The sequence below is a fragment of the Streptomyces sp. NPDC008150 genome (assembly GCF_042956945.1).
GTDB lineage: Bacteria > Actinomycetota > Actinomycetes > Streptomycetales > Streptomycetaceae > Streptomyces.
This window is the reverse complement of sequence record NZ_JBIBHJ010000019.1, coordinates 21017-42575: the sequence shown is the minus strand read 5'-3', so window position 1 is coordinate 42575 and position 21559 is coordinate 21017. Positions and strand designations below refer to the sequence as shown.

The window sequence follows — 21559 nt, the reverse complement described above, 5'->3', positions numbered from 1 at the left end:
TCCCGCGCGCACCGCTCAACGGGGTTCTCCGGCAGTCGAGTTGACGGGAGTCAGAGGCTGCGGGAGGCCGCCGCCCCCTTCCGGGGCGTGCCACCGCACACGACGCCGACGAGAGCGAGGGCGTCGTCGGGGGCCTTGTCGCCGAGCCAGGCCACCACCTGGTCCGGACGGACCAGGGCGAGTCGGGCGCCGAGCCGTCCGGCGTATCCGCCGGCCGCGGGCCCCGGCAGGCGGACCACGGTGAGCGGTACGTTCCGCAGGATCGCGGCTTCTTCGAAGGGCGTCACCGACACGTTCTGGTCGAGGGCGAGCAGCGTCAGATCGGCGCCGAGCAGGTCGTACAGGGACCGGCCGTCTTCCAGGAACAGGTGGGGCAGCCGGGCCCCGGTGCACGCCGGACCGTCTGCGTGCCCCGGTTGGGCGGGGATGAGGGGCGAGGTGGCGATACGGAGGCCGAGGACCAGGTCGAGGGAATGGAACTCGGCCTTCTTGGTCTCCTGGATCCGTGCGCCCGCGGCGCGCCGTGCCTGCGCGCCCGCCGGATGGTCGGCGTCGAGGTTGTCGGCGAGCAACTCCGTGGACAGCACCCGCATGTTGGCGGTCGCCTCGCGGATGACGCGCTCCTGCACCGGGCGGCGTTCCGCCTCGTAGCTGTCGAGCATGTCGGGGCCGGCCCAGCCCTTCAGCACGGCCGCGAGCTTCCAGCCCAGGTCGACGGCGTCGCCGATGCCCGTGTTGAGCCCGTGTCCGCCGAAGGGCGGGTTGAGGTGGGCGGCGTCGCCGGCGAGGAAGACCCGTCCGCGCCGCATGCGGTCGACGATCTGCATCCGCGCCGTCCACGGATCGCTGGACAGCACTGTCGCCTGCACCGGGCGGCCCGCCACGGCGTCGATGATCTGCCGCGCCTCGCGCTCCCCGGTCTCCCGGTCGACGCCGAAGCCGATCACCCACCATGTGCCCGTGCGGTCCAGCGGCCCGACCAGTGCGGGCGCCGTCGGGTTGACCACCCAGTACTGCACGGCCGGCCCGTGGGCCACGTGCTCCCACAGGCCGGGGCTCTGGAAGACCATGCCGAAGTTCGGGCGCAGGGCCTCCCCGCCGACGTAGCGGGCGCCCATCTCGTCCCGTACGACGCTGCGCGGGCCGTCGCAGCCGATCACGTGGTCGGCGGTGACGACGGTGTGCGCACCGGCGCCGTTCTCGACGGTCACGGTCACCCGGGCGTCGTCCTGGCTGACGCCGACGACCTTCGAGCCGAGGACGAGCCGCCCCGGGAGGATCTCCTCGACCGCCTCGCGCAGTACCTCCTCCAGGACGTACTGCGGTGCCTGCTGGCCGAGTTCGGGGAAACGGTCGTCCTCCGGGGCGAGGCCGAGGACGCCTGTGAAGCGGGACAGCTCCCTGCCGGTCAGCGAGGTGCAGAAGACCACGTCCTGGGACCAGGAGGTGGGCAGAGGGGCGCGCTCGCGCAGCCGCTCGGCCAGGCCCCAGCGGCGAAGGTGCTCCATGGTGCGCACGTTGAGGGTCTTGCAGCGGGGCCGCGCGCGGGACACGGTGGTGCGCACCTCGACGACCAGGCAGTCGATCCCGCGGCGGCCCAGTTCGACGGCGGCGGCCAGGCCGACCGGTCCGCCGCCGGCGATGAGGACCTGCACGTGCCGTGGCAGGTGCCCGTTGTCGTAGGAGGGCATCAGCGCGCGTTCCCGTTCTTGTGGTGCGTGGCCCAGTGCGCACACTCCTCGGCGAACGCGAGCTGACGCAACTGCGTTGCGACGCCGAGCGTGTGGTGGTCGATGCAGTGGCCCGTGCCGCGGGCGACGCCGGCGTCGACGAAGGGCGCCTCGGTGAACAGCGCGGCGAACGCGGCGACGTTGGCCGCGCCGCTGCTCCACAGGGCGTCGAATTCGGCGAGCGCGTTGTGCACGGGCACGCGGACGCGGGGGGCAAGGGCGGGCAGGTGTTCCGTGGGCCATTTCGGCGCCTGGATCAACTCCCTGACGGGCGTGGGCGCGTAGGAAGCGTGGGCCTGGCGCACCCCCTCGGCCCGGTAGGTGTGGGCGGGGCCGAACATCACCTGGTCCCGCTGGTCGTACGGCAGGTCCACCGTGTCGTCCGGGGGCAGCGAGCCAAGGGCCTCGGCGGCTCCGCCGCTCGGGATGACGGCGCCCATGCCGGTTGCGGAGACACCGATGAGCGGGATGTCCGGCTGGGCGGCGGCGATCATCAGCGCGATCATGCCGCCGATCGAATGGCCGACGAGGAACACGCTGTCGGCGCCGAGGCGTTCGGTGGCCTGTGCCAGGGCGTTGGCGAGCATGTCCGCGTGGCGGGAGAAGGTGTTGGCGGCCGGCTCCAGCGCGGAGCTGCCGCCGTAGCCGGGTCGGTCGAAGGCCACCACCGGGTGGCCGTGTGCGACGGCGACGTCCAGGAAGGACCCGTCGCGGGAGCCCGCGACGTCGTAGTACTGCGCGGTGTACGTGCCGCCGTGCAGGGCTGCGATCAGGGGCTTGCCGGTGGGCTCGGCGGGCTCGGCGACGAGCGCCGTGATCTTGTGTCCGTCGACCTCGAAGGTCAGAAGGTCGCGCTTCTTGGCCATGTGGGGCCTCCTGCCGGGGTGGGTTGTCGGGGCGCCGCGCGGGCGGAGGCCGCGTTCGGCGAACGGAGGGCGCACCCGCGGGGGAGCCGGCCGCGCCGGACACATGGGTGCGAACACCCTGTTCACGGACTCACCGGACCCTGCGAGCGTAGGCGCTATATGTAATAACAGCAAGGCTCCGGGAGCCCCTCGGAAACCTGGTGGTGCGTCCGTGTCCGGGCCCCGTCGTCGAACCCGCCGTGCCGCCGGAGGGCGGCTTCCTGTGCCGGCCGTTCCCGGGCCGCGTGCCGATGGCGGTGGCCCGGCGGCGGGGTGCGAGGGCACGATCCCGCCCGCCCCGGGATACCCGTCAGTGGTGCTGCGGCACGTAGTCCTGGGTGATCTGCTTGTGCTCCAGGAAGTCCTCCACCGACGCCAGGCCGCCGAGCCGGCCCAGGCCGCTGGACTTGAAGCCGCCCTCCTCGAACTCGACGGTCAGGTTGGCCCAGCTGTTGATGGAGACGAGACCGGCGTCGAGCTGTCGCGCGACCCGCATCGGACGGTCGGCGTCACGGCTCCAGACGCAGGCGCTGAGACCGTACTCGGTGTCGTTCGCGAGGGTGATCGCCTCCTCCTCGGTGTCGAAGACCTGGACGGTCTGCACCGGTCCGAAGGTCTCCTGCTGAACGATCGGCAGCGAGGAGTCGGAGACTGCGAGGAGGGTCGGGTGGTAGAAGGCGCCGCCGGCCAGGTCGGGGCGCGTACTGGGACCGCCGCGCACGAGCGGTTTGGCGCCGGCCGCGACGGCCGCCTCCACAGCGGCGTCGACGCGGGCCACCGACGCCGTGTCGATCAGGGGCCCGATCTGGCTCGCCGGGTCGTCGGCCGGCCCGGGGCGTACGTTCTCCAGACGCTGCGCCAGCGCGGCGGTGAACTCGTCCGCGATGTCCCGCTGGACCAGGACGCGGCTGCCGGTCATGCAGAACTGTCCCGCGAAGACGGTGCACGAGGCGACGGCCGTGGCCAGCGCGGCCTCGATGTCGGCGTCGGCGAAGACGAGGTGGGGTGTCTTGCCGCCCAGTTCGAGCCCCACCCGCTTGAAGCGGGGCGCGGCAGCCTGGGCGATCAGCCGTCCCGTGGCGGTGCTGCCGGTGAAACTGATGGCGGGCACCCGCGGCGACTCGACCAGCAGGCGGGCGACGTCCGAGCCGGACTCGACGACGACGTTCACCACGCCCTTCGGCAACTCGGGCACGGAGCCGAGGATCTCGCTCATGAGCGCTGCGGTGAGAGCCGCCTGTCCCGGCATCTTCACCACGGCTGTGCACCCCGCGGCAAGGGCCGGTGCCAGCGCGCGAACGCACAGGTACGCGGGGGAGTTCCACGGCACCACGATGCCGGCGACGCCGACCGGCTGGCGGATCGACATGGCCTGGAGGCCGGGCTGGGTGTCGGTGACACGGCCGTGCGGCTGAACGGCGAGACCGGCCGCGAAGCGCAGCGCGCGCAGAATGAAGTGGGTCTCGAAACCCGCCTCGTGCCGCAGTTTGCCGTTCTCCAGGCACAGGGTGTCGATCACCTCGTCCATGCGCGCCGCGTACGCGTCGGCGAGATGGCTGAGGGCGGTCGCCCGCACCATCGGGTCCAGGCGCCAGTCACCGTCCTTGAACGCGCGGTGGGCCGCGTCGACGGCCCGCTGCCCCACCTCCGCGTCGGCGTCGGCGTATGTCCCGATCACCTCGCCCGTGGCCGGGTTGACGCTGTCGCGGGTGCGGGCGGAGCCGACCCACTCGCCGTCGATCCAGTGCTGTGCGCTTCTCTCACGGGTCATGTCAGCAACTCCAGAGCGGACTTGAGGGACAAACGGAGCGAGAGCCTTCAGAGGCCGAGCAGTTGCTCGGCGTTGACGTGGGCGATCTTCTCGCGGTCGGCATCGCTGATCGGGGCCGACCGCAGGAAACCGGTGGCGGCCGCCATGTCCTCGAAGGGGTAGTCGGTGCCGAAGAGGATGTGGTCCGAACCCAGGGTGAGCAGCGCGCACAGCAGAGGGGCGGGCGAGCATACGCCGCTGGTCGTGATGTACAGGTTGTGGCGGAGGTACTCCGAGGGGTTGCCCCTGGCCAGCTCTACCCCTTGGTGGTTGTGGTAGTCCCAGCGGGAGTCCAGCCGCCACAGGACGTAGGGCAGGCCCTCGCCCATGTGCCCGAGCAGCATCCTGGCGTCCGGGAAGTCGTCGAAGACGCCGCCGAACACGCACCGCAGGAAGTGGGTGGCGGTCTCCGCGCCCCAGCTCCACATCGGGCCGACGAGCTCCGGGTGCCCTGCGATGACGTGGGGGACGTCGACACCGTTGGCGGGGTGCAGATAGAGCGGGACGCCGAGGCCCGCGGCGCGCTCCCACACGACACGCAGTTCCGGGTGGTCGAGGTAGCGGCCCTGCGTGTGCGCGTTGACCAGGGCGCCGCACATGCCCAACTCGCGTACAGCGCGCTCCAGTTCGTCGGCGGCCGTCTTCGGGTCCTGCAGGGGCAGCGCGGCGAGGCCGGCGAAGCGGTCCGGGTGGTCCGCGATGACACCGGCGAGCAGGTCGTTGACGGCCGCGGCCCGGGCGACCGCGGTGGCGGCGTCGCTCTCGGCCTGGATGCCCGGGGAGTTCAGGGACAGCACCTGCATGTCCAGACCCGCCGCGTCCATCTCGGCCAGGCGCGCGCCGGTGATGTCCAGCAGCCGCCGCGACGCCTCGCGCCACTTGTCCGGCTGGAGGATGGCGGCCGCCGGGGCGCCGTACTGCTCCAACTCGGGGGTGACGAAGTGTTCCTCAAGACCGATGGTCCGCATCGCGGCTCCTGATTTCACTTATATGCATTGACTTCATTGATGGTGAAACGTACGTTCCATCGGTGTCAACCCTTGGGAGCGGACGAGTAGTTGGAGGTGATCCATGACGGGCACGGGTGCCGCCGCGGCGGCTCCGGTTCAGAACGGAACCGCGGTGGACGTGATCGTGGTGGGCTACGGTCCGGTCGGCATGGTCGCGGCCGCCGAGCTGGGCCTGGCGGGCCACCGGGTCCTTGTCCTGGAGCGCTACGCGGGCCTGTACAACCTGCCTCGCGCCGCCAGCTTCGACGACGAGACCATGCGCACCCTGGCGCGACTCGGCCTGGCGGAGGAGCTCCTGCCCAAGGTGCGCATCCAGCCCACCTACGAATGGCGCAACGGCAGCGGTGACCTGCTCATCGAGCAGACCTTCGCCGCGACCGGGCGCAGCGGCTGGGCCGAGTGGAACATGATGTACCAGCCCGACCTCGAAGAGGCGCTGGACACCGCATGCCGCGCGATGCCCCGGGTGCAGGTACGGCACGCCAGCTCCGTCGTCGCCCTGGAGCAGACCGAGGACCAGGTCACGGTCACCGTCGAGGGAGCCGGAGGACGCGAGACGGTCCGGGCGCGCTACGTCCTGGGCTGCGACGGCGGCAACAGCTTCGTGCGGTCCGCGCTCGGAGTGGATGTGCACGATTACGGCTTCTCCGAGCCGTGGATGGTGTGCGACTTCCGCTTCCGCCGCCGCACCGAGGTCCCGTGCGCCCTGCAACTCGGTGACCCGCTGGGCCCGACCTCGATCATCTCGCTCGGCCCCGCGCACCACCGGTTCAGCTTCATGCTCGACTCGACCGACGACTTCGAGACCGAGCGGGACCCGCAGCGCGTCTGGAAACGGGTCGCCCCCTACCTCGTTCCCGACGACGCCGATCTCATCCGCGTCGCCACTTACACCTTCCGCTCCCTCGTTGCCGACCACTGGCGGCGGGGCAGGGTCCTGCTCGCGGGCGACGCGGCCCACCAGATGCCCCCGTTCCTCGGGCAGGGCATGTGCTCCGGCTTCCGTGACGCGCAGAACCTGGCGTTCAAACTGGACCTCGTGCTGCGCGGCCATGTGTCGGACGACGTGCTCGACACCTATCAGACCGAGCGCGAGCCACACGTGCGCGCGGTGATCGAGAAGGGCATCGAGCTGGGCCACCTCCAGACCCTGCGCGATCCCGAGCTGGCCGCCGCACGGGACCGGACACTGCTCGCCCGCCGTGCGGAGACCGGCGCACCCGAGCCCACACGCTTCCCGGACCTGGGCGACGGCATGTTCGCCCGGGGCGCCGGTGCCGGCCGGGGCCGGTTGTCGGTGCAGGGCGTTGTCGATGACGGCACCCGCCGCGACCGGCTGGACCAGGTTGTGGGCGGCGGCTTCCACCTGCTCGTCGACGAAGGACACCTGGCCGCCCTGGGGGACCGGCGGCTGCTCGACGACCTGGCCGAGGCGGGCGTTCGCGTCGTCGTCCCCGGCAGACGGGCAGCCGATCATCCCCGAGCAGTCGTGGTCCAGGACGTGGACGGCACCTACCGCGGATGGCTGGCGGAACTGGGCTGCTCGGCTGTCGTGGTCCGCCCCGACTTCTACGTGTACGGCACTGCGAGCGGCTCCGACGCGGTGGCCGCTCTCGCGGCCGAACTGCTGGACACGATCCGGGGCAGCGCGGGCGCACGGGGGCCGAGGACGGGCACCTGACCCCCGCCTTCGCGGAACCTAGGCGGGCGAAGCGGACAGTCCGGGGCCGCGGCATCGGGCCGGTCACTATGATCGCTCCCGTGAAGACGCCGCCCCCCTCCGACTCCGCGCCCGAGCAGGCGTCGCCCGCCCGGCAGGGCATCCAGTCCGTCGAGCTGGCGATGACGGTTCTGCAGGCCCTTGAGGAGGGGCGGGGCCCGATGAGCCTGACGCAGATAGCCACCGCCAGCGGAATGCAGCCCAGCAAGGTCCACCGCTACCTCGTCAGCCTCGCCCGGGTCGGCCTCGTGGCACAGTCCCCCAGTTCCGGCCGCTACGACATGGGCCCCGCCATGCGGCGGCTCGGCGTCGAGTCGCTGCGCAGGATGGACGAGGTGGCTCTGGTCAGCGAACATCTGCCAGGGCTGCGGGACCGCACCTCCCACGCCGTCAACCTCTCGGTGTGGGGCGACCACGGCCCCGTTGTCGTGCGGTGGGAGTACGGCGCCCACGCGCTGCCGATCACCGTGCGCGTCGGCGCCACCATGCCCCTGCTGACGTCGGCCATGGGCGGGGCGTTCCTCGCGCACCTGCCCGTGCAGGTGACCGAACCGGTGCTGTGCGCGCAACTGGAGGCGCGGACACTGGACACGGCCACCCGGGAGCACGTCGAACGGATCAGGGCCACGGTGCTGCGGGAGGGCGTGGCCTCCACCGTCGGCGGCGTGATCCCCGGCGTCACCTCGGCGGCGGCGCCCGTGTTCACCGCCGGCGAGTCCTTCCCGCTCGTCGTCACCCTCGTGATGCCCGCCCGGGGCGTCACGGAGCGGGATGTGGCCGACCTGTCGGCCGAACTGCTGCGCTCCACCCGCGCCATGTCCGAGGTGCTCGGTCATGTCCTGGAACGCCGCCGGCCGTAGGAGCCGCGAAGGCCCGGTCCCGACTCCTTGCCGTTCGGGAGGACCGCCTTCTGCCCGCGGATCCCCGGCACGGGTCAGCGCGTCACGGATGCGGCAGGTCGCCGACAGCACCGTCGACGGGCCTTGACCCTGAATCCCGAACACGGGTTGTGCGGCTGGTGCGAGCGTAGGTCGTGTGCCATGGAAGGCGTTCTCGAAGGCCACGGGTGATCGTTGTCCGAGCGGGAGTGCCGGCGTCCCTGCGAACGCAGAGTCCGCAGGCCGCCTTCCTCCCAGGTCTGCCGCCACCGCGGGAGCGACCGAACACCGACCCGCAGGTCTCCGGGACCGACTGCGGAATGCCCCTGACCGAGGCTGAAGACCTTCTCGGTCCGGGGTGCCCCCCCGCCCACAGCATGAAGGGGCCCGATGTCGACGGCTACCCCTACTCCTGGAACGGGCTGCGACTGGTGGTCATGCAGCGGGCCGTCAGTGGCATCTGGATCAACCTCTGGCCTGGTTCGCGGAGGAACCTCCCTGTGGGAACCGTCTGTCCGACGAGAAGCAGCATCGTCGCCGACACGATCGGCCTTCTCGCGGTGCGCCGAGCGCGCGCCGGTCACCGCCTGAGAACGCCGCTGTCGGGGCGGGTTGGAACGCGCGGGACGGTAACTGTCCGTGCACGTAGGGGAGTTCGGCGGAGCGAGCGGGTGGCCAGGCCTGGGCAGGCGCGGGCTGCGGGGTCGCGGCGTGTCCGGTCGGGACTCTTGACACCTCTCGTCCGTCGGCTCACCATCGCCTGTGTGGAAGCGCTTCCAGAAGCGTGGTGACAGGACTTCCTGTTCTCCAGGCTGCGTGAGGCGCATGACTGTAAAGCACCGGATCAGAGCGCCCATGGGCGTTGGTTCTCGGGGAGCGTCGTGAGGGAAACGCTTCCAGTATTGAGGGCCCTTCGCCTTCGTGCCGCGAACCGGCCGGCCTCAGGGTTCTCCCTCGTGAGCTCAACGGCCGAGCCCGTCATCGTGCTCTGCCGGCTCCCTTCGGCCGTCGAGGCCCGCGCGCAGCGGGTCGGCCGGTGGCCGAGACGTCCGCACCACCCGACCCGCACCGGGAGGTACCACCGTGTCCCTGACCCTCGTGAGACCCCTTCGCCTGCTGATCGCGGCCCTGGCGACCGGCCTGCTCTTCACTCTCACAGCCAACCCCGCCCATGCCAGTGGCTGGGGAGCACCCCAGAGCCTGAACTCGCTCAGCTCCTGGAACGTCGTCAGCGGCCGGTGGACGGCCAACAACGAACTGGAGACGTACACGCCCAACTGCGTCTGGTACGACGGCAGCACCCTCATGATCAAGACCTACAACGCCGGGGGCGGCGTGTACTACTCGGGGCGTGTGGAGTCCAAGGCCCTTTACGGGTACGGCACTTACAGCTTCACCGCGAGCATGCCCAGCGGCAACGGACTGCTGCCCGCGGTCTGGGGTGCCTACCTCAACCCGTGGCTGCCCGAGATGGACGCCGCGGAGATCATCGGCTCGCAGCCGAACACCGCCTACCAGACCTATCACGACCCGAGCAACAACCAGACCCAGTGGGCCGTGAACAACTTCAGCGGCTGGACCAACGCCTTCCACACCTACTCGTTCACCTGGTGGCCGGACCACATCGACTTCAGCGTCGACGGCGCCTTCACCGGCACCAAGTGGTACACCATCGCCTCCGGCGTCGGCATGCACTTCATCATCGACACCGCCGTCGGCGGCGACTGGCCCGGCAACCCCGACTCCTCCACCTGGGCCACCGGCGACGGAGCGCGCTACCTCAAGGTCAGCGCCGTCACCTACACCCCCTACATTCCCTGACCCCGGGCTCACCGCCCCGATCTCCTCGGCGGCGTCCGCCCCGACAGGCGGACGCCGCTCCGGCCGCCCGGCGCGCCCGCCCGGCCTTCAGCCGAGGCTCTGGCGGGCGGGGGCGGTGCTCTCACGGACCACCAGCCGGGTGGGCAGGATCAGCGGGCTGGGGTCTTCGCCGTTGATCAGTGCGAGCAGCATCCGGGCCATCTCGGAACCCAGTTGACGGATCGGCTGCCGCACCGTCGTCAGGCGCGGGGTCATCAGGCCGGCGACCGGGGCGTCGTCGAAACCGACGACCGACACGTCGTCGGGGACGCTGCGTCCGGCGTCCCGCAGCGCACGCAGTGCCCCGGCCGCCATGTTGTCGGAGGCGGCGAAGACGGCGTCCAGGTCGGGGTGCTGATCCAGCAGCCGCCGTGCCGCCTCGTACCCCCCGGACTCGTTGAAGTCGGCCTCGGCGACGAGGGAGGTGTCCAGGCCGGCGACCGCCAGCGCCTCCTGATGGCCACGCAGTCGCTGCACGCCGACGTCCGTGTCGAGCAGGCCGGTGATGGTCGCGATGCGGCGGCGGCCGAGGCCGATCAGGTGCTCGGTGGCGAGCCGTGCTCCGCCCCGGTTGTCGGCGTCGACGTACCAGCGCGGCTCCGCGCCGAGGGGGCGACCGCCGCAGACGACCGGGAGGTCGGTCTTGTCGGCGAGGTGGTGCAACGGGTCGTCGCCGTGCAGGGAGAGCAGCATCAGGCCGTCCGCGCGGCGCGCGCGCAGGATGCGTTCCAGGCGGGCGCGCCCGTGGTCGGAGTCGGCCAGCACCAGCATCAGGACCAGGTCGGTGCGCTCCAGCACCGCGCTCACGCCGACCAGTACCTGGGTGTGGAACGGGTCGGCGAACAGTTCCGGGTCGTGGTGGGACACGGCCAGGACCACCGCTTCGGCCCGCTGGGTTGCCAGGGCGCGGGCGGTCGGGTTGGGGACGTAGTCCAGCTCCCGTACCGCGCGTTCCACCGCCTCGCGCGTGGCGCGGCTGACGTGACCGCTCCGGTTGAGGGCGCGGGAGGCGGCCGCGCGGGAGACTCCGGCGGTTCTGGCGACCTCGTCGAGCGTGGGGCGGCGCTTGGGTGGAGTGGACACGAGGAGATGCTATCCGTGGTGGAGAAAGCATGGAAGCGCTCCCAATCCTGCGTTCAACTCATTGACAGGGAGGGGGTGAAGAAGCACGATCTCGTCCAGCTTCCACCGGCGCGGCGACTCCGGTCGAATGGTGGAAGCGCTTCCAGTATTCCTCGCACCCGTGGAGTCATCGTGCAACCACGTTCTCTCAGACGGTCGTTGACCGCTGTCATGGCCCTGGTCCTCGGCGCCGGCCTGGCGGTGCTTGCGCCCGGCACGGCAGGGGCCGCGTCCGACGGGCACGCCATCAGTCCGTCCACCCGCTTCTTCGTGCCCCCACCGGCGAAGGGATCCGTGCAGCAGATCGCCCAGTTGGCGAAGAAGGGGGCCCTCAAGGACGCCGCCCTGCTGGCACGGATGGAGGCGCAGTCGTCCGCGGTCTGGCTCACCGGCGGCACGCCGGCCGAGGTCGGCAAGCAGGTGCGGACCACGCTGGCAGAGGCAGCCCTGCAGCGGGCCGAGCCGGTGTTCGTCGTCTACGACATACCGGGCCGCGACTGCTCCGAGTACTCCGCGGGCGGGGCCACCGACCAAGCGGCGTACGAGAGTTGGGTGGACAGCGTGGCCGCCGCGGTGGGCAACGCCCACGCCGTGCTGCTGGTCGAGCCCGACTCGCTGGGCAACGAGCCCTCCGACTGCCACCTCCCGGCCTCGACCTACCCGTACACCGACGCCGAGCGGAGCGCCGAAGTCGCCTACGCCGCACAGACGTTGGAGAAGGCACCGAACGCCGCCGTGTACCTCGACGGCACGAACCCCCACTGGCAGGCCGTCCCCAACATCACCGCACGGCTGCTGGCCGCGGGTGTACAGGGGACACAGGGCTTCTTCCTGAACGTCTCCAACTTCCGTACCGACGCCGAGTCACAGGACTACGGCACGTGGATCTCCGACTGCATCGCCATGGTCACCGACCCCTCGCACTTCGCCCACGGCCACCCCGAGTACTGCGCCAGCCAGTACTATCCGGCCACTGTCGACGACTTCAGCACCTGGGGCCTGACCACCGACTGGTACAACCAGAACCTGAACGGCGCCGTTCCCACGACCCACTTCGTGGTCGACACCAGCCGCAACGGCAAGGGCGCCAACACGATGGCGGCGTACGGCGCTGCGCCGTACGACCAGAGCGCCGCCACGGTGGCCACGCTGATGCAGGGCAACTGGTGCAATCCGACCGGCGCGGGTCTGGGCGTCCGGCCCACCGCCGACACGGGCGTCCCCCTGCTCGACGCCAACCTGTGGGTCAAGACTCCGGGCCAGTCCGACGGCCAGTGCGACGCCCTGGGCGGCGTGCGTGCCTGGGACTACTCCGCCTACAGCCGCCCCGACTGGCCCAACGACGAGAGCGGCCGGGCGGAGTTCGACCCCCTGTGGGGCCAGGTCGACCCGGCCGCCGGCGCCTGGTTCCCCGCGCAGGCCCTCCAACTGGCGCGCCTGGCCACCCCCAAGCTGGGCTGAGCACAGGCACGGGCCCTTGCCCGGAGCTCACCCCGCAGGTCTCCTTTCCGATCCCGGCACAGTGCTGCCGGGATCGGAGGGAGGCGGGGGCGGGCGTGGCGGGCATGGCGGATTTCCGGTCGGCGGGGGAGAGGGATCGGCGGAACCGTCCCGCCCTTCGACACCGGCTCCACGGAGCCCTGCGCGGCCACAATGACGTTCGGCGGCACGGCATTGCCGGGATTCGGCTCCGGGTCCGCCGCGGGTGCGGGTGGGGCGTGCTGGTCGTTGTGGCCGCTGCGAGGCAAGCGGTGCTGGCGGCGCAGCCGGTGAGTGCGTCAGCGGTGTTGTCGAGGACGTCGACGACGCTTCCGACGGTTGCTCACGGCTGCCCCTGCCCGGTCATCGCCTCTGACCGGGCAAGGGAGTCCGGGTTCAGTTCCTGGACCAGGTCGTACAGCAGACCGTGCAGGGTGGTGTTGTCCGCCGGAGAGAGGTGTGAGGTCGCCTCGGCCGTGATGCGGCTGGCGATCTCGTCGGCACCGGCTCCTGCGTTGTGCCCCTCGGCGGTGGCGAAGAGGCACATGCTGCGGCGGCTCGTCGGATGGGGTTCCCGGCGCAGCAGTCCTCGCTCGATGAGCTGGTTCACCGCGGCCCCCATGGACTGGGCCGTGAGGCCGGAGCGGCGCGCGATGTCCGCCGAGGAGAGCCCGGGGGTGCGCACGGTGTGCAGCAGGGCGTTGTACTGCGCAAGCGTCAAGTCCATCGCCCGCAGCTCCCGCTCCAGCCGCCCGGCGATGTTCTGCGAGACCTGCCAGGCGAGGTATCCGATGGTGGGGAAAACGGTGTCCGTCACCCCTCCAGTCTAGGAACTGCAGTGTCGCGGTGGGCGGGAGCGGGTCCTGTCCCGCTGTGTCAGGCGGTTGCCCGGCGGCGGGTGCTGTGCGAGTCCCGCCAGTACAGCAGTGCTGCGGCGGCCAGGGCCCAGGTCGCGAGGGTCAGGACGCCTACGACCAGGCCGTCGTTGTCGAAGTGCGACAGTCCCTGCAGGGCGCGCACGCCGACGCCTCCGGGAAGGATCCCGGACAGTGGCTTCAGCCAGTCCGGGAGGTAGGCGGGCGGCAGGGTGCCGCCGCTGGTCGCGTTCCCGAAGGTCAGCAGAACGACGGAGGCGAGCGACATGCCGGCCTTGCCGAACAGCCTGACGAAGGCCATGGTCGTGCCACCGACGGCCGCCGCTATCAGGGCGACGATCACCGCGATCCCCAGGAAGGGGCCGGGCAGTGCCGCGAACCCGAGGCTGCCGGTGATCAGCGCCACGATGATGCCGCCGAGCACGGCGAACGTGCCCAGGCTGGCCATCCGCCGGCGGTACTGGAGACGCGGCGCCATCTGATAGGTCATCGTGCCGAACAGGAAGCCCGCCAGGACGATGCCGAAACCGGCGTAGAAGACGGACATGCCGCGGGTGTCGCCGGCCGAGGCGGGGACGACGTCTTTCTGGACGAGACGGTCACCGCTTGCCTGGGCGACGCCGGAAAAGGCGCCGACGAGGGTGGAGGTCACGGTCGGGCCGTTGGCTCCGGCGTACAGGAGTTCGGAGGAGGCGCTGTCGCCGACGACGTAGGCGGCGTAGACGTCGCGTTCCTGGAGGGCGTGGCGTGCGGAGTCCTCGTCGGCGTAGTCCTTTACCTCGAAACCGCCGGGGAGGCCGCGCTCCAGGCCGTCGGCGACCTGTTCGGCCTGTGCACCGGTTCCGACGACTGCGACCGGCAGGTTGTGGGGTTGGGGGGCGTGGAAGGCGGCCAGGAAGATGCTGACGAAGAGGGAGCCGGTGATCAGCACGATCATGACCGGGAGCAGGACACCGGCGACTCCGGAGGCCCCTCCTTGCGCGGGTGCGGTGTCCATCTTGTGGTGGGGCGGCGCGGGGTGCGGTTCGGTGTGCGTGGTGGGTTCGGGCATGGAAGGGTCACCGGTCTCTGTTAGTAAGCTGCCCTCTAATTTCTAAGCGAAACTATAAGGTAGCTTACTGATGGTCCGGCAGGCCGGGCTCCGAACTGAAGCCCTTCACTTCGCGGCCGGTGCGGGCGTCCAGGGAGAGCGCCGGCGACACGTCGGGCCTCGGGCATGTCGGCGTGCGGGTAGCCGTGGCCCTGGTGGCGTGCAGCTCGGCGTTGAGTTGCCGGGGTGACTCTGTGGGGCGTAACCCTCGCGGCGCCCGTTCGTCGCCTGACGTCCGACCAGCCACCCCGCCACCGCACGGCGCACAGACAGAAATCCCCGACCGCCACACTGCCGACGAGACCCGACGCACCCCGCCGCCGCTGAGGCCACGGCGCTGCCCGGCCGTCACCCGTTCTTCGATCCTGCGCCAGTACTCGGCGGATACCCCGTCCGGCCGTGCACCGCGGGGGCAAAGCACCACCTCCTGAACCGAGCCGCCAACCCCACAGTGGGCGCCCAGCTGGCACCCCCGGCGGTGAACACCCGCGGGCGGCCGGACGTTCTTGGCCGGATGGGGAACCCGCGAGAAGCTCGAGGTCGTGCTGGAGGTGGCCGTCTACTCGCCCTTGCGCAGCGGGCGGTGGCGACACCGGTTAGGACCCATCGTGTCCAACTTGACCGGCCTCGACGACGTACCCGCCCTTCGACGAGTCCGACACCCGCGCACCCCGTGACCACGCTCGGCACCGTGGCCGGACCGTCGGCAGGGCGCCGCCGCAGCCTGGTTGGGAGTCGTGGTGAGGTCTTGGCGCAGGTCGAGGCAGGCGCCTCACGGCACCAGGCTGTCAAGGAGACCAAGGCGATGGGCGACGACACCGCCCGTCACCGGGTCAACCGGGCCCAGTTCGAACGCGGCCAGCGGGCCCGCGAGGACTTCGAGGAGAACAACCGCTCGCCCTGGCGAGCCGTGCAATCGACCGGTCGGTGGAGTTCCTCGACCTCGTCACCGCCTGCCACGCGTTCGTCGCTGCGGCCGGCCGCGTCGTCCCGGGCATGCGCGACCGGCAGCTCGGCGATGACGAACGCGTCCTCGCTCATGAGAACGTCGCCCGGGTGCGTGCCACCCTCGACTGGATCGAGACGGCCGTCGACACTGGGAAGGTCGACGTCGACGGTGAACTTGCCCGGCTTCTGCAAGGCGAATAGCCGGTGCCACGCGCTTCCGAGCGCAGATCGGCGGCCTCCCAGCGGTACGCCGACACCGTCCGGTTCGTGCTCTTCGAGGCCCGCCCGGCCGGGCTGGCGGTCCCTCAGCTCGTCCGCTCGGGCGAGCTGACGCCCGGCCAGACCCGCGCGAGACTGGCCTGCCTGCGCGACATCATCGCCGAACGGGGTTGGCCGCCCCTGATCTGGACGAAGAAGGACGGCTACCGGTTCTGCACCGAACCCATCGAACTCTAGGCATAAGAACTCTCGATCGTGAGGGAGAAAATCACCGAGGTCCGCCGGTTCATCACCGCCGTCGTCGGCCCGCATGCCGCTCTCCAGCTGAAGGGACGGTGGATCAAACACCTCAACACCCAGCTCGGCTCGGTCGAGTCCACGCTCGATATCATCGCCGAGTACATCGACACCTGACCGGGTTGGGGGACGGCACAGCCGTCCCCCAACCACCGCTCCAGGAAGGGAGGTTGAGTTTGTCCCGGCACCGCCGCTACCCCTCCGACACCTACGACGACGAATGGGCCCTCATCGTGCCCCTCCTCCCACCACTCGCCTGCGAATCCCCCAAGGGGGGACGACCCGAGAAGCACCCTCGCCGCGAGATCGTCGATGCGATCCGCTACATCGTGGACAACGGATGCAAGTGGCGGGCTCTGCCCAGAGACTTCCCGCCTTGGCGGACCTGCTACAACTTCATGGCCCGCTGGGCCGCGGCCGGCGCCGTCGGACAGATCCGCGACCAGCTCCGCAAACGCATCCGCCGCGAGATAGCCGGGCACCCGGCGCGGTCGCCACCGTCATCGACTCCCAGCCCGTCAAGGCCGCCGAGACCGTCGGGCGCGACTCGCGCGGCTACGACGGCGCGAAGAAAATCAACGGAGGCAAGCGGCACCTGGTCGTTGATACCAAGGGCCTGCCGCTGTTCGTCATGGTCACCCCAGCCGACACGACCGACCGCGACGCGGCGAAGGAAGTCCTCTTCAGGCTCCGGCCGATGCACCCCGAGATCACCCTCGTCTGGGCCGACTCCGGCTATCCCGGACAGCTCGTGACCTGGGCGAAGACCCGCCTGAACCTGACGCTCAAGACCATCAGCCGTCCGAAGGGCGCCACCGGATTCGTCATCCTCCCCCGCCGCTGGGTCGTCGAGCGGGGCCTAGCCTGGATCATGCACGCCCGCCGTCACGCCCGGGACTGCGAACGACTCGTCCAGCACTCGGAATCTTTGATCACCTGGGCCGCGATCACACTGATGACCAGGCGCATCACCCGCCGGTCCTCCCACAGGAGCACACAGCCCGCCTCCCGCGAGGCCAACCGGGACTGATCGTTCTCGTGTTCACGGTCGGCAACACCACCAGGACCGACCCGTGCTCCCGGCCGGGAGCCCACTGCCCCACGAACTGCTGTGATGCCGCAGGAGACCGGTCGACTCTGACTAATGACGGGCTCTAGTGGGAGTACCCGGGTGCTACTCGGCCTGCAGCACGAAGAACAGGAAGCACAGGAAGCGACGCTTGGCTGCGATGGCTTCGGGGTACAGCTCGCGAGCGGCTGGATCAGGCTCCGGCTCGCTGATGACCGTGATCCGGAAACCAGCCCCGGTGAATGCTTCGATCATCGCGTGCAGCGGCCTGTGCCAGATACTCATCAGAGCGGTCTGACCGCCCATGGTCCACTCTTCGGTCCAGTTGGTGGTGTCGAAGTAGTCGTACTCGGCCTCGCGGCCAGCCTGGCGGTGCATGAGGTTGATGGCAAAGGGATGGTCGACAGACGCGATCAGCCGACCGCCGGGCTTGAGCACGCGGCGCAGCTCAGCCAGCGCCGGCTCCCAGTCCTCCAGGTAATGCAGCACCAGGGAGGCGACGACATCGTCGAACGTGTCATCGAGGTAAGGAAGCGGGCCGCCCAGGTCCGCCACCTGCAGATCCGCGCTGTCGCCGAGCCGCCGACGGGCCAGCTCCAGCATCCCGGCACTCGCGTCGAAGCCGCTCACAACGGCGCCACGCTCGCGTAGCGCCCCGAACAAGGGCCCGGAGCCGCAGCCGGCGTCGAGTACCCGCCGACCGGACACATCTCCGGCGAGAGCCAGCATCGCGGGCCGCTCGTAATGGGCATTGATGAGGTTGGATTCAGTCTCGGCCGTGTACGCCTCGGCGAAGCTGTTGTAGTCGTTGGCCTTCGGCGGATCCCCAGCTAACGCGGACGGTGCGGTCAACCGTGCGGAGCTCACGTGCTCCTGGTGCTCATTGGAGATCATGGTGCGGGAGACGTTGTGCCGCATCACTTCGGTTCCTGGCCGCTCCCGATCGTCCTCACAGCCTCGAGGATCCAACGAGCCGTTCGTTCAAGCATCACGACCACCGTTATGTCATGTCGGCCTCAGGAGCAGGCACTGAGCTTGTCGTTTAACCCTCAGGCTGCCCTCGGTATATCAGTCGATCCAGATCAGCATCGCGTGACCGGCGGATGCGGCGCCGTGGAAGAACTCGGTCAGGGGAGTGAAGAGGTCGCCGGCCCACTCCAGTGAGGCAGGCGAGTCCCAGATTTTGGGGGTAGATCTCGGCCTTGGTGAGTTCGGAGGGGTCGACACCTTGGATGAGCTGGTCATACGTCGTCCGGTGCAGGGTGTCAGCGGCTAGCTGTACTCCCTCTGGAGTCAGGTACTGCGGCGGTCCGTAGCCCCAGTCGTCGGTGGCGAGGGGTTCCTCGCCGTGGACTATGTCGACGGGGAAGGCCGAGCGTTGCAGAAGGAACCCGAGCAGGTGCCATGTCTGGTGTGTGGTGAAGTGTCGCGCTTCGGCCGGTGCAGGTTCGCCCTCCGCATCCTCAATCTCCTCGACGAGACCCCACGCCCACTCGGGATCCTTCAGTTCGGCAGGCGTGACGCGCAGGTACTCCCCGTTCATACTCATGGGCGGCAGCATACGGAGCGTGTCCGACAGTGGCGTTGGTCGACCCCGAACCGGACTCACTCTGTGCGGCGGGGCTTGGTGCCCTTTTTGTGGTGAGCCGGCCGGGCGTATGCCTCGCCAGTGGCAAGCACCCTCTCGACGTCGTGGCGGGGTGCCGGTCGCTGGTTTTTCGAGCCGCGTGGTCGTCCCGGACCCGGGCGGGAAGGTTTTGGTGCACCGGCTGGCGAGCCGGTCTTCACACGTAGGTTCCTGAACCCCCTGCGGACCCTTGCTGGCGTGAGCTTGTTCGGTTCGGCCGGTCTTTCCCATGGCCGACGAAGGTTCGTGTGCCAGCGGGCGGGCGAGCCGGTCCGCGGATGTGTCGGCGTCTGGCCGCAGCCACGGGGAGACGTCGACTGTCAGGACCAGCCGACCACCGGAGGCACGGGGCAACGGCAGGCCAGCCAGCGTCTGCCGATACCGAGCGATGTCGATCCGGCCCCGGTTGAGCCGGGCATACAGGGCCCCGTGCCCACGACGGTGTTCAGGCGCGAGTGCCAAGTCCACGAGAGTGCGAACCGGACCATCGGCGCACAGCAGTGTGTCGCACAGCTCGAACAGCGTATCGGCTCGTGAGGTCAGACACGCATACAGCTGCGACCGGAACTCCGACACCTTCTCAAACGCTTTGCGTTGGACGCTGTGCTCAGCCAGTCCCACGATCTCGGCTTCCGTGCGGCGTTGACTGCTGAGCACAGGTTGAGGCCCCGGCCTCGTATCCGTCCGGTGAACAGGGAAAACACCGACCAAGTACGAGCCTCGTTCGACGTCCGGGGTTAAACGACAAGCTAAGCGCGAACCGGGCTTTGTGCGGCGCCCGTTGAGGGTCCGGTCCGGGCCTGCGTGTCCGCGTCTTCCGGGCCCTGGCCCCTGGCTTCGCTCGCGACCTGATCCCGTGGCGTCGGCTGGGCGTGTGGCCCCGCCGCGCTGAGCCGGTGGGTGGCCTTCAGTCGTCGAGGGTGGTGGTGAGGTGGTCGAGAACGTGCCGGATGCCGGGTTGCCGACCGGTCCCCGAGCGGTGGAGGGCGTGGATGCTCCGGTGGACGGGCACGCGCAGTGTGTGGATGCTCAGGCTCGGTCCGGGGGCAGGCAACGCCATGCGGGGGATGAGAGCGACTCCTGCGCGGCGGGCGACCAGGGCGGTCAGAACGGCGAAGTCGCTCGCCACAGCCACGGCTCGCGGGACGAAGCCGGCGGCGCCGCAGGCGCGTTGTGTCATTTCGTGGCAGGCCGTCTCGGGTCCGGGAAGCAGCCAAGGGGCTTCGGCGAGCCTGTGCAGATCTGCCGGAGAACCGGGAGCGAGGCGGTAGTCGGCGGCGTCGGCGGGGTGCAGGACGAGATGGACGGGTTCGTCGAACAGGGCCGTGTGTTCACAGCCCGCGGGAGTCGGGCGGGGAAGCAGGCTGTAGGAGTGGGTGACCGCGATGTCGACCTCGCGGCGGCCGAGGGCGGCCTCCGCCTCCGGGGGTTCGTGTTCGACCAGGAACACGGCGGGCCCTTCCGGGGCCGGTGCCGTGCCGGGCTCGGGCCAGAGGCTGGGGATGATCGTACGTGCGGCGGAGGCGAACGCCGCGATGCGGACCGTGCCGCGTTCGCCGTGGCGCAGTGCCGTCAGATCCGACTCGGCGGCGGCGAGGTTGCCGAGGAGGACATGCGCGTGATCCACGAGACGCTGTCCCGCGCCGGTGAGGTGAAGGGTACGGCCCCGTTTCTCCAGAAGTTGCACCCCTGCTTCCTTCTCCAGTACAGCCAGTTGCTGGGAGACGGCCGGGCCGGTGAGATGCAGAGCCTGGGCCGCGGCGGCAACCGTGCCGTGCGAAGCGAACTCGGCCAGCACGCGGAGCCGACGGACATCCAACAAGGAAGTTCTCCTACCTGGTAAGCAAGAAAAAGATAACTAGACCTAATTGATGCTACCCGGCAGAGTCGACAGGGTGAAGCTCAACAAGACCTCGCTCGCCCTCGCCGCCACCGTGCTGCTGTGGGCCACCGCCTTCCCCGCGATACGGGTGGCACTGGACGGCTACGGACCGGCCCAACTGTCCTTCCTCCGCGTTGCCGTCGCCTCCCTCGCCCTCGGGGCCGTCGCCCCGTCGCTGGGAGTACGCCGCCCCGCGCGCACCGATCTCTGGCGCATCGCCATCGCAGGGGGTGCCGGGATGAGCGCCTACCAGCTGCTGCTGAACTGGGGGGAGATTCACGTACCCGCGGGCACCGCCAGCCTGATTGTGGCCGCCGTTCCCGCGATGAGCGCCGTCCTGGCGTCCTGTTTCCTGGGCGAACGGTTCACCCCGACCAAGGCCGGCGGGTCACTCGTCGCCCTCGCCGGCGCGGCCCTCGTCGCCGTGTCGGGCAAGGAGAGCGGATACACGGCAGCGGCCTGGGCCATCCTTGCGGCCGCGTGCAGCCAGGCCGTCTACCACCTGACGATCAAGCCTCTGCTGCAGCGTTACAGCGGGCTCGAAGTCGCCGCCTACGCGATGTGGGCCGGAACGGCTCTTCTCGTCCCCCTCGCCCCCAGCACCGTCCGGGCCGTGCTCGATGCCCCCGCCGGTGCGACCGGAGCGGTCGTCTTCCTCGGCCTTCTGCCCTCGGCCGCCGGCTTCGTCATCTGGGGCTACGCCGTCGCCCGGCTCAGCGTCACCGCCGCCACCGCCGCGCTCTACCTCGTCCCCGCGGTCACACTCGCCGCTTCCTACCTCTGGCTCGGTGAGCAACCGCGGCCCCTTGCGATCCTCGGTGGACTCGTCACCATCGCCGGCCTCGTCCTTCTCAACAAACGCGGCAGCTCCACCAAGCGCGTCCAAGCCCCGCGCCCGTCGCCCTCCCGCGCCGCCACTCCTGAAGCTCCTGTCACTGAAGGACTCCCCGCGGCTACGAGGCGGTGAAAGGGATCAACGGCGGGAATCGTCATCTGGCCCGGCTCATGCACGCCCGCTGCCACGCACGGAACTGCGAA

17 protein-coding genes and 3 pseudogenes are annotated in these 21559 nt (G+C 70.2%); 9 read left to right on the top strand and 11 right to left on the bottom strand.

Annotated features, from left to right (window positions below):
* Positions 1-50: 50 nt before the first annotated feature.
* The 4 genes from ACFZA0_RS33635 to ACFZA0_RS33620 form a co-directional block, all read right to left on the bottom strand.
* Positions 51-1691 (bottom strand): FAD-dependent monooxygenase, encoded by a 1641-nt coding sequence (locus ACFZA0_RS33635; RefSeq protein WP_391024048.1) that lies wholly within the window; start codon positions 1689-1691, stop codon positions 51-53.
* A complete protein-coding gene (locus ACFZA0_RS33630; protein WP_391024046.1) occupies positions 1691-2596 on the bottom strand; it encodes an alpha/beta fold hydrolase in 906 nt (301 codons plus the stop codon). The genes ACFZA0_RS33635 and ACFZA0_RS33630 overlap by 1 nt, the downstream gene beginning before the upstream one ends.
* A 349-nt stretch (positions 2597-2945) precedes the next feature.
* On the bottom strand, positions 2946-4406 hold the full coding sequence (locus ACFZA0_RS33625) for an aldehyde dehydrogenase family protein (protein WP_391024044.1): 1461 nt from the start codon (positions 4404-4406) through the stop codon (positions 2946-2948).
* 47 nt (positions 4407-4453) lie between these two features.
* Positions 4454-5413, bottom strand: a complete 960-nt coding sequence (locus ACFZA0_RS33620) for an amidohydrolase family protein (RefSeq protein WP_391024042.1) — start codon at positions 5411-5413, stop codon at positions 4454-4456.
* A 103-nt stretch (positions 5414-5516) separates the two neighbouring features.
* Here ACFZA0_RS33620 and ACFZA0_RS33615 point away from each other — a divergent pair, with 103 nt between their 5' ends.
* The 3 genes from ACFZA0_RS33615 to ACFZA0_RS33605 all read left to right on the top strand — a co-directional run bounded on the left by ACFZA0_RS33615 (position 5517) and on the right by ACFZA0_RS33605 (position 9874).
* Positions 5517-7136, top strand: coding sequence for a bifunctional 3-(3-hydroxy-phenyl)propionate/3-hydroxycinnamic acid hydroxylase (locus ACFZA0_RS33615; protein ID WP_391024040.1), 1620 nt, complete (start codon positions 5517-5519; stop codon positions 7134-7136).
* 80 nt (positions 7137-7216) lie between these two features.
* Positions 7217-8035, top strand: coding sequence for a helix-turn-helix domain-containing protein (locus ACFZA0_RS33610; RefSeq protein WP_391024038.1), 819 nt, complete (start codon positions 7217-7219; stop codon positions 8033-8035).
* Between the two features lie 1116 nt (positions 8036-9151).
* Positions 9152-9874: a family 16 glycosylhydrolase gene (locus ACFZA0_RS33605; protein WP_391024036.1), complete on the top strand. Its 723-nt coding sequence runs from the start codon at positions 9152-9154 to the stop codon at positions 9872-9874.
* Between the two features lie 87 nt (positions 9875-9961).
* Here the strand turns inward: ACFZA0_RS33605 and ACFZA0_RS33600 are convergent, their stop codons facing one another.
* Positions 9962-10996, bottom strand: coding sequence for a substrate-binding domain-containing protein (locus ACFZA0_RS33600; RefSeq protein WP_391024034.1), 1035 nt, complete (start codon positions 10994-10996; stop codon positions 9962-9964).
* 198 nt (positions 10997-11194) lie between these two features.
* Here ACFZA0_RS33600 and ACFZA0_RS33595 point away from each other — a divergent pair, with 198 nt between their 5' ends.
* Positions 11195-12496, top strand: coding sequence for a glycoside hydrolase family 6 protein (locus ACFZA0_RS33595; RefSeq protein ID WP_391024032.1), 1302 nt, complete (start codon positions 11195-11197; stop codon positions 12494-12496).
* A 361-nt stretch (positions 12497-12857) separates the two neighbouring features.
* Here the strand turns inward: ACFZA0_RS33595 and ACFZA0_RS33590 are convergent, their stop codons facing one another.
* Entirely contained in the window at positions 12858-13331 is a 474-nt protein-coding gene (locus ACFZA0_RS33590; RefSeq protein ID WP_391024030.1) for a MarR family transcriptional regulator, read from the bottom strand.
* Between the two features lie 59 nt (positions 13332-13390).
* Positions 13391-14440 carry an ABC transporter permease gene (locus ACFZA0_RS33585; protein ID WP_391024028.1) on the bottom strand — a complete coding sequence of 350 codons (1050 nt, stop codon included), beginning with the start codon at positions 14438-14440 and terminating at the stop codon, positions 13391-13393.
* A gap of 838 nt (positions 14441-15278) precedes the next feature.
* Here ACFZA0_RS33585 and ACFZA0_RS33580 point away from each other — a divergent pair.
* The 4 genes and pseudogenes from ACFZA0_RS33580 to ACFZA0_RS33565 all read left to right on the top strand — a co-directional run.
* A pseudogene (locus tag ACFZA0_RS33580) lies at positions 15279-15628 on the top strand (DUF6192 family protein); the annotation flags it as partial.
* Between the two features lie 3 nt (positions 15629-15631).
* Positions 15632-15883 (top strand): hypothetical protein, encoded by a 252-nt coding sequence (locus ACFZA0_RS33575; protein WP_391024026.1) that lies wholly within the window; start codon positions 15632-15634, stop codon positions 15881-15883.
* Between the two features lie 18 nt (positions 15884-15901).
* A complete protein-coding gene (locus tag ACFZA0_RS33570; protein WP_391024024.1) occupies positions 15902-16060 on the top strand; it encodes a hypothetical protein in 159 nt (52 codons plus the stop codon).
* Positions 16061-16119: 59 nt separating this feature from the next.
* Positions 16120-17084 (top strand): annotated as a pseudogene (locus ACFZA0_RS33565) (IS5 family transposase).
* 33 nt (positions 17085-17117) lie between these two features.
* Here the strand turns inward: ACFZA0_RS33565 and ACFZA0_RS33560 are convergent.
* The 4 genes and pseudogenes from ACFZA0_RS33560 to ACFZA0_RS33545 all read right to left on the bottom strand — a co-directional run bounded on the left by ACFZA0_RS33560 (position 17118) and on the right by ACFZA0_RS33545 (position 20461).
* Positions 17118-17906, bottom strand: a complete 789-nt coding sequence (locus tag ACFZA0_RS33560) for a methyltransferase domain-containing protein (protein WP_391024169.1) — start codon at positions 17904-17906, stop codon at positions 17118-17120.
* Positions 17907-18054: 148 nt separating this feature from the next.
* Positions 18055-18561 carry a DUF1877 family protein gene (locus tag ACFZA0_RS33555; protein ID WP_391024168.1) on the bottom strand — a complete coding sequence of 169 codons (507 nt, stop codon included), beginning with the start codon at positions 18559-18561 and terminating at the stop codon, positions 18055-18057.
* A gap of 342 nt (positions 18562-18903) precedes the next feature.
* Positions 18904-19263: pseudogene (locus tag ACFZA0_RS33550) on the bottom strand (transposase); the annotation flags it as partial.
* A 283-nt stretch (positions 19264-19546) separates the two neighbouring features.
* Entirely contained in the window at positions 19547-20461 is a 915-nt protein-coding gene (locus ACFZA0_RS33545; protein WP_391024022.1) for a LysR substrate-binding domain-containing protein, read from the bottom strand.
* Between the two features lie 73 nt (positions 20462-20534).
* Between ACFZA0_RS33545 and ACFZA0_RS33540 the strand changes: the two genes are divergently transcribed.
* Positions 20535-21488 carry an EamA family transporter gene (locus ACFZA0_RS33540; RefSeq protein ID WP_391024020.1) on the top strand — a complete coding sequence of 318 codons (954 nt, stop codon included), beginning with the start codon at positions 20535-20537 and terminating at the stop codon, positions 21486-21488.
* Positions 21489-21559 lie beyond the last annotated feature (71 nt).

Excerpts from the sequence above, each read along its gene's own strand:
- ACFZA0_RS33620 (WP_391024042.1), bottom strand. The coding sequence starts at position 5,413 with ATGCGGACCATCGGTCTTGAGGAACACTTCGTCACCCCCGAGTTGGAG.
- ACFZA0_RS33630 (WP_391024046.1), bottom strand. The coding sequence starts at position 2,596 with ATGGCCAAGAAGCGCGACCTTCTGACCTTCGAGGTCGACGGACACAAG.
- ACFZA0_RS33635 (WP_391024048.1), bottom strand. The coding sequence starts at position 1,691 with ATGCCCTCCTACGACAACGGGCACCTGCCACGGCACGTGCAGGTCCTC.
- ACFZA0_RS33560 (WP_391024169.1), bottom strand. The coding sequence starts at position 17,906 with ATGATCTCCAATGAGCACCAGGAGCACGTGAGCTCCGCACGGTTGACC.
- ACFZA0_RS33615 (WP_391024040.1), top strand. The coding sequence starts at position 5,517 with ATGACGGGCACGGGTGCCGCCGCGGCGGCTCCGGTTCAGAACGGAACC.
- ACFZA0_RS33625 (WP_391024044.1), bottom strand. The coding sequence starts at position 4,406 with ATGACCCGTGAGAGAAGCGCACAGCACTGGATCGACGGCGAGTGGGTC.
- ACFZA0_RS33555 (WP_391024168.1), bottom strand. The coding sequence starts at position 18,561 with ATGAGTATGAACGGGGAGTACCTGCGCGTCACGCCTGCCGAACTGAAG.
- ACFZA0_RS33585 (WP_391024028.1), bottom strand. The coding sequence starts at position 14,440 with ATGCCCGAACCCACCACGCACACCGAACCGCACCCCGCGCCGCCCCAC.